The organism is Brevibacterium sp. CFH 10365 (assembly GCF_009299785.1).
Lineage (GTDB): Bacteria > Actinomycetota > Actinomycetes > Actinomycetales > Brevibacteriaceae > Brevibacterium > Brevibacterium limosum.
Genome location: NZ_VIGO01000006.1, coordinates 274699 through 290419, shown reverse-complemented (window position 1 = coordinate 290419; position 15721 = coordinate 274699). Strand labels below are relative to the sequence as shown.

The 15721-nt window shown below is 66.9% G+C and carries 10 protein-coding genes; 4 read left to right on the top strand and 6 right to left on the bottom strand.

Annotated features, from left to right (window positions below; genetic code table 11):
* Positions 1 to 15 precede the first annotated feature (15 nt).
* Both FHG09_RS14080 and FHG09_RS14075 read right to left on the bottom strand, forming a co-directional pair.
* Positions 16 to 2799 carry a DNA translocase FtsK gene (locus tag FHG09_RS14080; protein ID WP_152348270.1) on the bottom strand — a complete coding sequence of 928 codons (2784 nt, stop codon included), beginning with the start codon at positions 2797 to 2799 and terminating at the stop codon, positions 16 to 18.
* A gap of 508 nt (positions 2800 to 3307) precedes the next feature.
* On the bottom strand, positions 3308 to 4009 hold the full coding sequence (locus tag FHG09_RS14075) for an ArsR/SmtB family transcription factor (RefSeq protein WP_152348269.1): 702 nt from the start codon (positions 4007 to 4009) through the stop codon (positions 3308 to 3310).
* Positions 4010 to 4212: 203 nt separating this feature from the next.
* Here FHG09_RS14075 and FHG09_RS14070 point away from each other — a divergent pair, with 203 nt between their 5' ends.
* The gene (locus FHG09_RS14070) at positions 4213 to 5526 is read left to right on the top strand and encodes an MFS transporter (protein ID WP_319803266.1); all 1314 of its coding nucleotides are present in this window, start codon (positions 4213 to 4215) and stop codon (positions 5524 to 5526) included.
* A 123-nt stretch (positions 5527 to 5649) separates the two neighbouring features.
* On the opposite strand, the gene FHG09_RS14065 is transcribed toward FHG09_RS14070, so the two are convergent.
* Both FHG09_RS14065 and FHG09_RS14060 read right to left on the bottom strand, forming a co-directional pair.
* The gene (locus FHG09_RS14065) at positions 5650 to 6309 is read right to left on the bottom strand and encodes a response regulator (RefSeq protein WP_227492774.1); all 660 of its coding nucleotides are present in this window, start codon (positions 6307 to 6309) and stop codon (positions 5650 to 5652) included.
* Positions 6306 to 8219 (bottom strand): ATP-binding protein, encoded by a 1914-nt coding sequence (locus FHG09_RS14060; protein WP_152348267.1) that lies wholly within the window; start codon positions 8217 to 8219, stop codon positions 6306 to 6308. The genes FHG09_RS14065 and FHG09_RS14060 overlap by 4 nt, the downstream gene beginning before the upstream one ends.
* 143 nt (positions 8220 to 8362) lie before the next feature.
* On the opposite strand from FHG09_RS14060, the gene FHG09_RS14055 reads away from it, so the two are divergent.
* The gene (locus FHG09_RS14055) at positions 8363 to 9850 is read left to right on the top strand and encodes a CitMHS family transporter (RefSeq protein ID WP_152348266.1); all 1488 of its coding nucleotides are present in this window, start codon (positions 8363 to 8365) and stop codon (positions 9848 to 9850) included.
* Positions 9851 to 9860: 10 nt separating this feature from the next.
* Positions 9861 to 10322, top strand: a complete 462-nt coding sequence (locus tag FHG09_RS14050) for a universal stress protein (protein WP_152348265.1) — start codon at positions 9861 to 9863, stop codon at positions 10320 to 10322.
* 54 nt (positions 10323 to 10376) lie between these two features.
* Here the strand turns inward: FHG09_RS14050 and FHG09_RS14045 are convergent, their stop codons facing one another.
* Positions 10377 to 11531 (bottom strand): FAD-binding oxidoreductase, encoded by a 1155-nt coding sequence (locus tag FHG09_RS14045; RefSeq protein WP_152348264.1) that lies wholly within the window; start codon positions 11529 to 11531, stop codon positions 10377 to 10379.
* A gap of 178 nt (positions 11532 to 11709) precedes the next feature.
* Entirely contained in the window at positions 11710 to 13314 is a 1605-nt protein-coding gene (gene aceB, locus FHG09_RS14040) for a malate synthase A (protein WP_152348263.1), read from the bottom strand.
* 280 nt (positions 13315 to 13594) lie between these two features.
* Here aceB and FHG09_RS14035 point away from each other — a divergent pair, with 280 nt between their 5' ends.
* Positions 13595 to 15556 (top strand): L-lactate permease, encoded by a 1962-nt coding sequence (locus FHG09_RS14035; protein ID WP_227492773.1) that lies wholly within the window; start codon positions 13595 to 13597, stop codon positions 15554 to 15556.
* Positions 15557 to 15721: the final 165 nt, after the last annotated feature.

Genomic DNA, 15721 nt, shown 5'->3' with positions numbered 1-15721 from the left:
GGGGTTCGGATCAGATCATCGCCCGGTGAGCTGCCACGCGTCCTCTCCGCTGGCTTCGACGACCTCGAGCCCGGTCTCCGGCTCGGTATCGCCGACCGTGAGGTCCCCGGCGTGGCCGACTCCGTGGGCGTAGCGGTCGGACGAAGCTGCGCCGTGCGACGCAGCCGAGCCGTGCGACGTCTCGCCGTAGTCGTCGTCGAACTCCTCGTCGTAGTCATCGGCAGCCGAGGCGTGGCCGGACTGACCGTGACCCTGTCCGCCGTGGTTCTGGCCGCTGCCGTTCGGTGCCTCAGCCGCGCCGGAATCCTCGGGCGGGGTCTCGCCCTTGATGATGGCCAGGGTGCCGGGCAGGTCGTCGGGGCGCACGAGCACGTCGCGGGCCTTCGACCCTTCGGAGGGTCCGACGATGCCGCGGGACTCCATGAGGTCCATGAGGCGGCCGGCCTTGGCGAAGCCGACGCGCAGCTTGCGCTGGAGCATCGAGGTCGACCCGAACTGCGTGGTCACGACCTGCTCGATCGCCTGGAGCAGCAGCTCGAGGTCGTCTCCGATGTCCTCGTCGATCTGCTTCTTCGGCGCTTCGACGGCCACGTCTTCGCGGTAGTTCGGTGTCAGCTGGCCCTTGACGTGTTCGACGACCTTCTCGATCTCGGACTCGTTGACCCAGGCACCCTGGACACGCATCGGCTTGGCCGCACCCATGGGCAGGAACAGGGCGTCACCTTGGCCGATGAGCTTCTCCGCGCCGGGCTGGTCGAGCACGACTCGCGAGTCGGCCAGCGAGGAGGTCGCGAAGGCCAGACGAGAGGGCACATTGGCCTTGATGAGGCCGGTGACGACATCGACGCTGGGTCGCTGCGTGGCGAGGATGAGGTGGATGCCGGCGGCACGGGCGAGCTGGGTGATGCGCTGGATCGAGGCTTCGACGTCGCGCGGGGCGACCATCATGAGGTCGGCGAGCTCGTCGACGACGACCAGCAGGTACGGGTAGGGCTGGAGGACTCGTTCGGATCCGGCCGGCGGCTGGATGCGGCCCTCGCGGACGGCCTTGTTGAATTCCTTGACGTGTTTGAACCCGTAGTTCGCGAGGTCGTCATAGCGGGCGTCCATTTCGCGCACGACCCATTCGAGCGCCTCGGCGGCCTTCTTCGGGTTCGTGATGATCGGGGTGATCAGGTGCGGGATGCCTTCGTAGATCGTCAGCTCCACGCGCTTGGGATCGACGAGGATCATGCGGACCTCGTCGGGAGTCGCGCGCATCATGATCGAGGTGATCATGGAGTTCACGAAGCTCGACTTACCGGCACCGGTGGCACCGGCGACAAGCAGGTGAGGCATCTTCGAGAGGTCGGCGACGACGAATCCGCCTTCGACGTCCTTGCCCACGCCCATGACCATCGGGTGGTCGGTCTTGCGGGCGGCCTTCGACCGCAGCACATCGCCGAGGGCGACGTTCTCGCGGTCGGAGTTCGGGATCTCGATGCCGATGGCCTTCTTGCCGGGGATCGGGGAGAGGATGCGCACGTCGGCGCTGGCCACGGCATAGGCGATGTTCTTCGACAGCGCTGTGACCTTCTCGACCTTCGTGCCGGGGCCCAGCTCCACCTCGTATCGGGTGACCGTGGGTCCACGGGAGAAGCCGGTGACCTCGGCGTCGATCTTGAACTGCGTGAGCACGTCGCGCAGGGCTTCGACGACGCGGTCGTTGGCCTCGGAGCGCTCCTTCGCGGGGGGCCCGGGCTGGAGGTTGTCCGAGGCGGGCAGGGTGTAGGTGACGTCCCCGGCCAGGGTGAGCTGCTCGACGCGTTCGGGCAGCTGCTCCGTGGGCGGTGGTGCGGGTGCATTCGTCACTGGCACCGGCGCCGAGGCGGCAGCGGGTTCGGACTTCGTCGCCTGGTTGGCGGCGGCGTCGTCCATCCCGATGGTCTTCTTCAGCTCGGCCATCTCGCGTTCGGCCTTGGTCGGGCGGCGCTGGCCGGGCTTGAGCTTCGGCTCGGGGTCGGTCTCGATGCGTGTGGTGTCGGCTTCTTCGTCGCTGACGTCGTTCTCGTGGATGTAGGCCTTGTCGTAGGCCTTCGTCGTGGTGTCATCGTCGGCGGATTCGGAGTCGAGATCGGGGATCTCGGTCTTCTTCTTCCGGCTGCGGCGCTTGGCGCCCATCACGGGCTTGAGGTCGGAGGTGCGGCCGTTCTCGGCAACGAGGTCGGACTGTTTGGTCTCGGCCGCCTCGGCGTCGGTCTCGGGCCGGGCCCCACCGGTGAGTCGGTAGTACAGAGCGGTGAGGCGCTGCGGGATAGCCCGCACCGGGGTCGCAGTGACCACGAGCAGGGAGAACAGGCCGAGGAGGACGAGCAGCGGCACCGCCACGTACACGGTGGTCGCGACGACCAGCGGTGAGGACACGACGAAGCCGACCGCGCCTCCCCCGTTGGCCATGGCATCGCGGGAGTTCGTGAAGGTCGGATTGCCGGCGGCGATATGGGCCAGGCCCGAGGCCGCGAGCAGGCCGAAGATCATCCCGATGAGGATGCGGTTGTTGCCGCGGTTGTCGTCGCCGCGCAGGAACAGGCGGATCGAGTAGCAGGTGAAGATCACCGGCAGGGCGAGTGCCACCCGGCCGAAGGTGCCCTCGACGATACCGCGGACGCCATCGCTGATCGCGCCCGGGATGTTCCACCACTCGAAGGCGGCGATGATGATCGAGAGTCCGATGAGGAAGAAGGCTGTGCCGTCCCGCTTCGTCGGTGATTGATCGGTCGGTTCGTCGCTGAGAGTCTTTCGCGCACGGTTTCCGGCCATGTGGGCCACTCCCCTCCATGCACCGGTGACAACGTTTGTCCCGGGTTCTTCGGTCCCCGCTTGACCGGACCGACCAGCGTTTTTGCGCGCTGTGCGTTTCCCGGAACCAGAAGCGGGGGAAGTCGTTCTGGTCGCCATGTCTCTCATCTTAGGACGATATTGCGCTCCTGCCCAGCAAATCCGCAGGTTTCGGCGTGTGGCGGGGCGGTTGGCAGAGGGCGGATCGCCCACCTCCGCGCCAGCGCGGGGTCGGCCCCTTTGGTCCCTGACGGGTCGGCCCACCTGGTCCCTTTCGTCGCTGGCAGGTCGGCCAACCTGGTCCCCTTCGTCGCTGGCAGGTCGGTCCTGTCAGTAACGGGTCGACCCGCCCACGGCGGATCAGCTTGGCTGAGCCTGGGATAGTGCGATTTCGCGGGGTTGGGCTAGATAAGTGGGTTCAGAATGTATATTTTCGTCGCTATTCTGGCAATCTGAACCCACTTAACTTTGGAGAGGTTCACTGTCGACGTCATCCGCGGGCACCCGGGTCTTCTTCGTCGTCGGGAGCGTCTTCGGCGGGAGCATCTTCGTGGTCGGGAGCATCCTGCTCGGTGATGGTTCGCGACGAGCTCGGGTGCATGGCGATGAAGAGTCCCCACTGCTTTGCCCCGCCCTTCTTCCTGCGGGACCGGAACTCCTCGAACAGCTCATCGATGCGGGTCCGGAACTCCTCGACTTCATCCTCGGTGAGCATTGCTGCCATCCGCCCCATCGTCCGCTCCTCGTACGGTGCGGCGGTGAACTCCGCGGTGAAGGCATCGAGCATCTCGCTCGTTATGTCACCGGTGTTGAGGAACCAGCTCTTGCCCGTGGCGAGGTACGGGAACTCCCTGGACCCGCGCTTGCCCCGCCGTGCTTCCTGAACCTCGAGGAAACCGGTGTCGGCGAGCATCCGCACATGATGGAGCGAGGTCGCAGGATTGAGCCCGGCCGCCTCGGCGATCTCTCGATTGCTCAACGCCTCGTCGAGGCACAGCCGCAGAATCCGAATCCGAATGCTCGAGGCCAGAGCCTTGGCCTCGGCGTCGGTGGCGTCCCGGCGTTCGACGGCCCTGGCGAGGGCGGCTGCGGCAGGGGAATCCCCATTGGAGCGCGGATCGGGTTGCTGTCCGATCGCACGCGGGGCGGACGGATCCCCCGCAGCGTGATGGCCTGGCGAATCTGCGTTCATGCCTCAAACCTAGCGAGTGATCGGGAGAAGTCAATCAATCTTCCAAGAGTGATTGACTTCCCTCAATCGCTCCTGGAGGATTACTGATTGGCAGTTCTCGATCACTGATTCTCCGCCCGCCGACTCAAGGAAGAGCAATGGCCGCAGCCGACCCAGCAACGCCGAGCGAACCAGAACCGAAACTGCTCGGTCCGGAACCGAAGCTGATCGGACCGGAACCAACGCCTGTTCCCCGGTCGCCGAAGCGGCCACAGCGGTCCTCCCTGTGGAGACAGCGTGATTTCATGAAGCTGTGGGCCGGCGACACCGTCTCCGTGTTCGGTTCCGAACTCGTCCTCTTCGCCCTCCCCCTCATCGCCGTGCAGCTCCTTCACGCAGATGCCTTCGAAATGGGTGTGCTCGCGACCCTTGAGTCTGCGGCGTTCCTGTTCATCAGCCTGCCCGCGGGCGCATGGGTCGATCGTCTGCCGAAGAAGCTCGTCATCGTCTCCGGCGACATCATCCGCGCCGCAATCCTGCTGACCATTCCCCTGGCCTGGGCTTTCGGCTCTCTGAGCATGATCCAGCTCTACCTCGTTGCGGCCGGGGTCGGCATCGTCAGCGTCTTCTTCGACATCGCCAACCAGTCCTTTCTGCCCGAACTCGTCGACGGGGAGGCGATCTCCGACGGCAACGGCAGACTCCAAGCCAGCCAGCAGACCGCAGGAGTCGCCGGCCCCACTTTGGCCTCCGGCCTGGTCACCGCGATCGGCGCCCCGCTCACCATCGGGCTGACCAGCATCTGCATGGGACTCTCAAGCATCCTCGTCGGACTCATCCGGCACGGCGAGAGCCCACGGCCGGCGGAGAATCGGGCCGGATTCGTCGCCGAGATCCGGGAAGGGCTCGCCTTCGTGCTCGGCCATCCGCTGCTGCGCCGGATCACCGCATGCACGGGACTGACGAACTTCGCGTCGTCGGGCATCTTCGCTCTCCTCGTGCTGTTCGCGCTCACCACGCTCGGACTTCACCAGGTCGAACTCGGCATCATCATGTCCGTCGCCTCGGTCGGCGGCATCCTCGGTGCGCTCACTGCCTCCTGGGTGCAGAAGATCCTCGGTGAGGGAACGAGCATCGCCGTGTCCGCGCTGATCAGCGGCCTCAGCTTTCTCGGCGTCCCGCTCGCGGTGATCCTGCCTGCTCTGCCTACTCTGCTCGTCAGCTGGTTCCTTGTGACCTGGGCGGTCGTCGTCTACAACATTGCGCAGGTGAGCTTCCGGCAGCGTCTGTGCCCGAAGCCGCTGCTGGGCCGGATGAATGCGTCGATCCGCTTCCTCGTATGGGGGCCGATGCCGTTGGGCGCCTTCCTCGCCGGAGTCCTCGGTGACTGGCTGGGAGTCACGTGGACGATGTGGATTCTCGCGGCCTGTGCTCTGCTCGGCTCACTGCCGGTGCTCGCCTCCCGCCTGCTGCGGATGCGCGAACTCCCCCGCGAACTCGATCTGCTCGGCAGCGACGGAGCGGCCGAACGACAGTGAGGGAAGGCTCGTTCGCCGTTCTAGAGACTCCCTGAGAGCGAGATGATTCCGGCATTGAGCGCAGAATCGGTCCGTTCGGGGCAGAAACAGTCCATCCGGTGCAGAATCTACGTACGCGCCGGGTCAGCGGGTGGCGTAGAGGTGTTCGGGCCGGCCCGTCGACCCGTACTGCAGGGAGACCGTGATCGTGCGGGCTTCGGCAAGCTTCGCCAGATGCCGCTGCGCGGTGGCACGCGAGGCCCCGACCGCCTCGGCGACTTCGAGGGCCGTCATCGGACCGCTCGCCTCCTCGAGTGCGGTGAGGATCCGAGTCGTCGTCGACGATCCTGCCGGGCTCGCCCCGGTCCCGCCGACGGCCGCCGCATCGTGGAGGTTGCGCAGCTGCCGTTCGAGATCGGCCTGACCGACCTTCTCCCGCTCCCAATAGCGGCGGAACCGGGCATAGCGGCGCAGGAAGTTCTGCAGAACCTCGGCGGCGAAGGGTTTGACGATGTAGGTCATCGCCCCCGCCCGCAGCGATGAGCGGACCACCTGCGGATCCGTGACGGCCGAGAGCACGATCGCATCGATGTCGGTTTCGCGGATGAGGTCGACCCCGGTGCCCTCGGGCAGCACATAGTCGACGAGCAGCAGGTCGACATCGTTCTCTGCGATGACTTCGCGTGCCGTTCTCAGGTCGCGGACGGGTTCGAACGCCGTGAAACCGGGCACCTCGTCGACGTAGCGGGCATGGATCTGCCCGACGAAGAAGTCGTCATCGAGCACGAGAACGTTGACCATCATCTCTCCTCATTCGTTCCGAAGTCGTTGTCGTCGTCCGCGGCGGCACCGCGTGCTCCCGCGGCGGCATGGCCGTCCGTCTCAGCAGCAGAGCCGTCGCCCGCCGGTTCGTCGAGCGCATCGGGCAGGCGCATGCCGAAGCTCGCCCCGCCGAGTTCGGGATCGTGGCCGTCGATGAGCCACACCGCTCCCCCGCCCTTCTCCGCGACCCGGCGGCTGAGCGCGAGTCCGATGCCGAGTCCGTGGCCGTCCCCGGTGCCTGTTCCCGTGGTCAGTCCGATCCCGAAATCCGGCGCCGAGGCGGCCGTCGAGGTCGAGAATCCCTCGTCGAAGATCTTCTTCCCCAGCTCGTCGTCGATCCCGTCGCCGGTGTCCGTGACGACCGCGTGGAGTTCCGTCCCGGAGCTGAGCACCTGCACTTCGACCCGGCCTCCGTCGTCGGTGAACCGCTGACCCGCGACGACCGCACGCACCGCATTGTCGATGAGGTTGCCGAGGATGAGCGTGACCGCTTCCGGGTCGTGGACCGCGCCCACGGCCAGGGAGTCGGGGGTCACGGCCAAGCTCACCCCCGCCTCGGCGGCGGTCGTCCCCTTCGCCTCCAGAACGGCGCGCAGGTATGGGTCGGAGATGAGATCGATGTCCTCGACCGGGGTGGTGATCGGGCCGGTGCCGAGGATCGAGGACAGGTAGGTGTGGGCTTCGTCGGTCGCGCCCGTGTCGACGAGGCCGAGCACGGTGTGCAGCCGGTTGGCGAATTCGTGACGCTGGGTGCGCAGGGCCCGGGCCATGGCGGTCACGGATTCGAGCTGACGGGCCATCGTGAGCATCTGCGTCTCGTCGCGCAGGGTCACGACCCCGCCGACGGAGACTCCGTCGCGCTGGACGCGCACCGCCGTGGCCAGCAGGATCCGGTCGCCGATCGTGATCCGCCGCCGCAGTGCGCCCTCATCCGGGGCGTCGGCCATCATCGCGGTGATCTCGTCGGGGACGACGATCAGCTCGGCGTCGTCGATCTCCTTCACCGAGGCGACAGCGCCGTTCGCATCGACCGTGTCGTTCCCCTGGTCGCCGTCCTTCGCCGAGGCGGCTCTGCCCTTCCCGTCGGACACGGCCGCCACCGCCTTGTCGGAGGCCGTCCCGAGCAGCTCCTTCGCATTCGAGTTGCTCAATGTCAGCGTCCCGTTGGCGTCGAAGCCCAGCACCCCGTCGTCGAGTCCATGCAGCACGGCTCCTTGGTCGCGGGCCATCTCGGCGAGCTCTTCGGGACCGACCCCGAGCGTCTCCCGACGCAGCCGGCGTCCGAGCATGACCGACACGATCCCGCCGAGCGCCAGGGCGAGCACCGCCACGGTGCCGAGCAGGATGAGTTCGCGGCGGACATCGGCATCGAGCACGGAGGCGAAGATGCCCACCGAGACCTCACCGACGACGGTCTGGCCGTCCTCGCTCGAATAGATCGGCACCTTCGCCCGCACCGTCTCACCCAGGGTCCCGGATTCGTGGGAGACGTTCTCGCGACCGGCCAGCGCCTCCTCCGGGGAGGTCGAGACCTTGTGCCCGATCTTCGACCGGTCGGGGTGGGTGAGTCGGATGCCGCGATCATCGGTGACGACGGCGAAGGTGATGCCCGACCGGTCGCGCAGATCATCGGTGATCGTCAGCATCGAGGACACGAGCTGCTCATCGGGTTCGTCGGCGTGCTCGGCCGAGGCCTGCGTAGCAGCGGCGCGGACGTCCGGGTCGATCGCCAGCGTCCGGGCAGTGGCCAGCGCTTCGGTCTCGGTCACCTCGGTGACGGTGCGCGCCCCCAGCCACGCGAACACTCCGGTGACCAGGGCGAGGATCACGGCAACGAGCGCGAGCTGAGAGATCAGCACACGACGGGAGAACGAACGGTGGGGCCGGGGCACGCGCTCAGCGTAGCCGCGGTTGAGCGCAATGCGCAAAAGGCGCTCAACGATCTAAACGCCATCAGTGCACACAAGCGCGCGCGGCACGTGAGCTGGGCCCTACGGTGTTTCGAGCCTCACATTCGCCTTCGAAGGAGAAGCTCGTGCTTGTCATTCTCGGTTTCGCCATGATCCTCGTCTTCATGACGCTGATCATGACCAAACGACTCTCGCCGATCCTCGCTCTCATCCTCGTGCCCACGATCTTCGGCCTCTTCGCCGGGGCCGGCCTGGGCATCGGTGAGATGGTCATGGACGCGATCGCCTCGATGTCGTCGACGGCAGCGCTGCTGCTCTTCGCCATCATCTACTTCGGCATCATGATCGACGTCGGCCTCTTCGACAAGCTCGTCGAGTTCATCCTCAGGATCGCCGGCAACGACCCCGTCAAGGTCGTCCTCGGCACCGCACTGCTCACCGGCGCCGTGTCCCTCGACGGCGACGGATCGACGACGTTCATCGTCGTCACCGCGGCCATGCTGCCGATCTACCAGCGCCTCGAGATGTCGCCGGTGGTGCTCACCTGCGTGGCCGGCCTCATCAACGGCACGCTCAACATCGTGCCCTGGGGCGGTCCGACGGCACGCGCCTCCTCGGCGCTGCAGATCGACGCGAACGAGATCTTCGCCCCGATGGTGCCCTCCCTGGCCGCGGGTCTGCTCGTGTGCCTGCTCTTCGCCTACCTGCTCGGTCTCTCCGAACGCCGCCGCCTGGCCAAGAACGGCGTCACCTGGGTCACCGACCGCGGATCGAACAGCTGCAGGGACCTCGTCGGCGCCGTCGCCGGTGCCGGTGCCGGAACCGCCGCCGGGGATCCGACCACGACCTCGGGTCACGTGGACGGACACTCGGGCGCCGCCTCGGCGAATGACGGCACCGCCGCCGAGGCGGGGCCCACCTCCGCGGACGACGCGGCCGGATCCGCCGGTTCGGGTCTGGCGAACACCGCGCTCGACCCGAATCGGGCGACCCTGCGGCCGAAGCTGTTCTGGTTCAACCTGGGCCTGACCCTGGCCGTGATGGTCCTGCTCATCATCGACATCCTGCCGCTGCCGTACCTGTTCATGATCGGCACCGTCATCGCGCTCATGGTCAACTTCCCGAAGATGAAGGACCAGCAGGAGGAGCTCGCCTCCCACGCCACCGCGATCATCTCCGTCGTCGCCATGGTCATGGCCGCCGGCGTGCTCACCGGCATCATGTCGGGCACCGGAATGGTCGATGCGATGGCCGAATGGCTCGTCGAGGTCATCCCGACCTCGATGGGACCCTACATGGCCGTGATCACCGGTCTGCTGTCGATCCCGATGACGTTCTTCATGAGCAACGACGCCTTCTACTTCGGCATCCTGCCCGTGCTCGCCGAGACCGCTTCCCACTTCGGCATCTCGGCCGCCGATATGGCCCGCGCCTCGATCACCGGCCAGCCCGTGCATATGCAGTCGCCGCTGGTGCCCGCGATCCTGCTGCTCGTGTCGCTGTCCGGCGTCGAGCTCGGCGACCACCATAAGAAGGTGCTCTGGCGTGCGCTCATCGTCGCCCTCGTCATGCTCGCGGTCGGTGTGGCCGTCGGCGTCATCGGAATCGGCTGAGGAGCTTACGATGACTGATCTCTATTCTGCCCCACAGTCCCGCTTCCCGGCCCCGTCCCTGCAGGTCACCGCCTCGCCGGGCATCGACTCGGCGTCGGCGACCGTGGTCCTGGCGCTGCGTCCGGACGCCTCGGAGGCGGTGCTCGAGCAGGCGATCGCCGCGGCCCGACGCGAGAACGCGGCGCTGCAGGCGGTCGTGTTCGGCACGGATACGACGACGGCCCCCTCGACGTCTCCCCTGGCCGAGTGCACCCGGTTGGGTGCCGCCCTCGCCGAGGCGGGGCTGGACTATGCCGTCCACCGTGCCGGTTCCGATCTGGCCGAGCAGATCCTCGGCCTGGCCGACGACCATGGAGCACGACTCATCGTCATGGCCGCCAAACGCCGCTCGCCGGTCGTGAAGCTGCTGCTCGGGTCGAGCGCGCAGCAGGTCATCCTCGAGGCCGAGTGCCCGGTACTGCTGGTGAAGTAGAACCGCGATATCGATCGCGCCGGGTGTGCTGCTGGCGCGCCGGCCATCGCCGCGCTAGATTCCGGCTATGCCGCGGCCCGGGGCCAGGACTCCTCGCGGGTCGACGAGCGTCTTGAGCTCGCGCAGACCCTGTCGGCCCGGCTGCGGACCCCACGCGTCGACCTCAGCCCAGACAGGTGCGGGTGCGTGGATCAGCCGGGCGGCGATCCTGTGCAGACCGAAGCTGCGCAGGTGTTCGAGCACCACTCGTGTGGCCACTCCCGGCTCGGATTCCGGGGCGCCGATGCCGAGTTCGAAGTATCCCGCGGCGGTGCCCCGCAGCTGCAGCGGATAGCCGATCGTCGTCTCCAACCGGGCGACAGCATCGATGAGAGTCGCAATGAAGCTCGGCGCCGCGGACACCGCGATGGTCGCGGCCAGCCGCGCCCGACGACCCCACCATTCCGGCTCCCCACAGGGAGTCGCCCCGGGGATCCGGTCGACGAGGTGGCCCACCTCGGCTTCGACCTCATCGGGCTCCCCTTCGATGAGGACCATTGTCGCCGCGGGTGAGCCGGGTGGGCGCTCGATGACGACCGCATCGGGACCACGGCGGGCGATGAGCAGGTCGGCGGCCGCCTCGGTGCCGGGAATCCACACGAATCTCTGGACTTCGGGTCTGTTCGTCAGCCGGATCTCGGCCTCGACGATGATCGCTCGGGTCCCCCAGGATCCGGCGACGAGCCGGGGAAGATCGCGGCCGCCTAGATCCGGATGGAGCCCCTCGGCGGTGCGGGCGATGGTCCCATCCGCGGCGACGGTCGTCACCGACCGCACGGTCTCCGCCAGGCGCGGACGGCGCAGGTGGCGGGGTCCGGCGGCCGCGGTGGCGATCATCCCGCCGAGGGTGGCCCCGGCGTCGATGCGGTCGAGGGGAAGATCGGCGAGGGTCTCCTGTCCGGACTCGGCAGTGAGCCTGTTCAGCGCGCTGGTCCGGGTTCCGGCTCCGGCACGGATGGTGTCGCTGGAAGGGTCGGCCACCTCGGCGATCGAGGTCAGGTCGATGAGCAGCCCGGGAGTGTCCGCAGGCGGATGATCGTCGAAGGCGGTGCCGCCGCCGAACACGGCGACGGTGCGGTTCTCGCCGTGGGCGCGGGCCATGAGCTCGGAGAGTTCGGCGATGCTGCTGGGACTGGCCAGTCGGGGCAGTTCGTCTGTGGTCAGGCTCATCTTCCGTTCCTGCGGTCTCGGGCGCCGGGCGCATGTGTACGTCGAGCTTAGCGAAGAACGCCCCCGAAGTCGGTGCGTGTGGCACAGATTTCGGGGGCGTCCAGCGACTCACCGGCCGCGAATCCGTCTGCCCCGGTCAGGGCACACGGATCGGCCGTGGTCGATCACGACGTTCGGATCACGGCATGCGGGCGTAGGCCGGCAGGGTGAGGAAGTCGACGTAGTCAGGAGCGATCGCGACCGAGACGAAGGTGTCGGTGGCGTCCTTCCAATCGGCGTCGTCACCGGGCAGCTCGGCGACCTCCTCGGCGACGACGCGCTCGACGAGCTCCTTCGTCACCTTCTCACCGGAGTCCAGGGTGATTCCGGCATCCAGCCACTGCCACACCTGGGAGCGAGAGATCTCAGCGGTCGCGGCATCCTCCATGAGCCCGTTGATGGCGACCGCGCCGTTGCCTTCGAGCCAGGCGCGCAGGTACTGGATGCCGACGGACACGTTGGTGCGCAGGCCCGCCTCGGTCATCGCACCCGGGGTCGACTTCACATCGAGGAGATCGGCGGCGGTGACGTCGACGTCTTCGCGCTTGTTGTCGATCTGGTTGGGCTTGTCGCCGAGGGTCTCGGTGAAGACCTCCTTGCACAGGGCGACCATTCCGGGATGGGCGACCCAGGAGCCGTCGAAGCCCTTGCCGGCCTCACGCGACTTGTCGTCGCGCACCTTGTCGAAGGCGGCCTTGTTCGCGGCTTCGTCCTTCGAGGGGACGAACGCGGACATGCCGCCGATGGCATGCGCCCCGCGCTTGTGGCACGTGCGTGCGAGCAGTTCGGTGTAGGCGTTCATGAACGGCACCGTCATCGTCACGTCCGAACGGTCCGGAAGCAGGAACTCGGAGCCGCGGGAGCGGTAGTACTTGATGACGGAGAAGATGTAGTCCCAGCGACCGGCGTTGAGGCCGGCGGAGTGTTCGCGCAGTTCGTAGAGGATCTCCTCCATCTCGAATGCCGCCGGGTAGGTCTCGATGAGCACAGTGGCGCGGATGGTGCCGCGGGTCAGGCCGAAGGCGTCCTCGGCGTGCTCGAAGACCTGGTTCCACAGGCGGGCCTCGAGGTGGCTCTCCATCTTCGCGAGGTAGAAGTAGGGGCCGCGGCCCTTCTCGATCTGGATCTGACCGGCGGTGGCGAAGTAGAGCGCGAAGTCGACGAGCGAACCGGAGGTCTCCTCACCGTCGATGAGGATGTGCTTCTCGGGCATGTGCCAGCCGCGGGGGCGCACGACGATGGTCGGCAGCTCCTCATCGGGGGCGAGCTTGTATTCCTTGCCCTCGGGCGAGGTGAAGTCGATGTCGCGGTTGAGGGAGTCGAGCAGGTTGAGCTGGCCCTGGATGACCGAGTCCCACTGCGGGGTGTTCGCGTCTTCCTGGTCGGCCAGCCACACCTTCGCGCCGGAGTTGAGCGCGTTGATCGTCATCTTCTTGTACGTGGGGCCGGTGACCTCGACACGGCGGTCTTCGAGGCCCGGTGCCGGGGGTGCGACCTGCCAGGAGGGATCGTTGCGGATCTCGGCGGTCTCGGGCAGGAAGTCGAGGTCCTTGCCTGCGGCGATCTCGGCCTGGCGTTCCTTGCGGGCTTCGAGACGACTGAGCCGCTCGCCGTTGAACTTCCGGTGCAGGTCGACGATGAGCTCCAGCGCCTTGGCGGTCAGGACCTTCTCAGCCCCGTCCGGCAGCTCACCGGTGATCTCCATCCCGGCGGGGATGTCCAGGTTTTCGATATGAGCGGTCATCGATGGTTCTCCTTAGTCAGCACAGAGGTGCTGCGTCCTTGTCCGCACTCAGAGGTGCGTCGTTTTCGCTGGTCAACGGGGTTTAGCCTGCGAAACTTCCACATCGTGAAAATTTATGTTCACACAACGAAAGAATATGAGGTGATGCACGTCTCGTCAAACCCTATCCCTGATTCGAGACGGTGTTTTCGTTGACTCGACGTCGCGGGCTGGAGAAGATGAACGAAGGAACATCTTTCGTGGATCGACGCGGCAAAGGTGCCGCAGATCGGACTGAGAAGTGGACAACCTCGCTGTTGCAGCTCTCCTGGCCCTGTCCCCCATCCTGTTGGCGGGAATCCTGCTCATCGGCTTCCGCTGGCCGGCCAAATATGCCATGCCCGTCGGGCTGATCGCCGCCGCACTCGTGGCGAACTTCGCGTGGAAGATCGAGTGGGTGACGATCGGCGCCTCCGTCGTCCAGGGTCTCCTCGTCGCGATCGGCCTGCTGTGGATCGTCTTCGGCGCACTTCTGCTGCTGGCCACGATCACGCGGTCCGGGGCGATCGAGACCATCCGCTCCGGCTTCATCGCGATCTCTCCGGATCGGCGTGTGCAGGTCATCATCGTCGCGTGGCTCTTCGGTTCCTTCATCGAGGGTGCCGCCGGTTTCGGCACTCCGGCCGCCGTGGTCGCCCCGCTCATGCTCGCCCTCGGCTTCCCTGCGATCGCCGCGGTGCTCGCGGGTCTCATCATCCAGTCGACGCCGGTGAGCTTCGGCGCCGTGGGCACTCCGATGGTTCTGGGCATCGGCTCGGGACTGTCGCAGGAGGACGGGTCGATGTCGGCCGATGTCGCCGAGCGCGCCGGTCAGCTCGGACTCGACCAGGCGGAGTTCGTCGCGCACACCGCGACTCAGGTTGCGCTCATCCACGCCTGCTGCGGCATCCTCATCCCACTGCTGCTGTCGTGCCTGATGACCGGATTCTTCGGTGCCAACCGGCGCTTCGCCGACGGTCTGGCCATCGCTCCGTTCGCCATCTATGCGGCCCTGGCGATGATCGTTCCCTACCTCATCGTGGCGAACGTCCTCGGCCCCGAGTTCCCGTCCCTGCTCGGTGGGCTCATCGGTCTGGCCATCGTCGTGACGACCTCGCGGATGGGCTTCCTCATGCCGAAGAAGACCTGGGACTTCGCTCCGCGTGAGAAGTGGCCGGCGTTCTGGATGGGCACCGTCGACCCGAACAAGGAGAAGGCGCAGCTGCAGAAGAAGATGTCGCTGGTCCGCGCCTGGTCGCCGTATCTCATCGTCGTCGCGCTGCTGCTCATCACCCGCAATGTGCCGGCGATCAAGGAGTTCCTCAACGGTCCGGCGGTGATCAAGATCGAGGGCATCTTCGGCACTCCGATCAATCAGAACATGGATCTGCTGTGGTCGCCCGGCGCGATCTTCGTCCTCGCCTGCGGACTGACCTACTTCATCCACCGGATGACGAAGAAGCAGATCGCAGGCTCGTGGCAGATCGCCGGTTCGCAGATCGCCAGTGCGGCCGTGGCGCTGCTGTGTTCGCTGCCGCTGGTGCGTGTGTTCATCAACTCCGGTGCCGACTACAACGGCGCCGGCCTGGATTCGATGCCGGTCACCCTCGCCGAGGCGGCCGCGAGTTCCGTGGGCGACGCCTGGCCGCTGTTCGCCCCGTTCATCGGTGCCCTGGGTGCGTTCGTCGCAGGGTCGAACACGGTCTCGAACGTCATGTTCTCCCAGTTCCAGTTCTCCACGGGCACGGCCATCGGCGCGGCCAGCCCCGAGACCGTGGTCGCGGCTCAGGCGGTCGGTGGGGCCGCGGGCAATATGGTCGCCGTGCACAACGTCGTGGCCGCCTCGGCGACGGTCGGACTCGTCGGTCGGGAGGGCGAGCTCATTCGGCGGACGTCGATACCGATGCTCGTGTATTCGCTGGCCGCGGGCGCCTTGGCATTCATCGGGCTCAACGGGCTGGGCTTCAATGCGGGCACCGTCGTGCTCACCGCGCTCATCATCGGTCTCGCCGTCGTCGTGGTCATGATCCGCCGCTCGCCGGGCAAGCCCCTGCCGGGTCTCGAGGCGGGCGGCGGCAGCGGAGGCACGGCCGACGGGAATGCCGGTGGCGATGCCGAAGGCGCAGACGGGCGCTCGTCTCGCGACGGCGCAGGTGGCCGTACGGCTCGCGACGTCGGCCCCTCCGTCGATGACGACGAACCGGAGCCCACAGCCCGCTCCTGACGCCTCCGCAGGGACGAATCGGGCAGTCCGCCGACCGTCATCACCTTCTGTGACCGGCGTCATCACGTTCTGTTCTGTGCATCGGGGTTGAACCTGAGTCGTAGAACAGAACGTGACTCATCCGGTCGGCCAGGACGCATCAGCGCGGTCTTCCGACATCAGCTC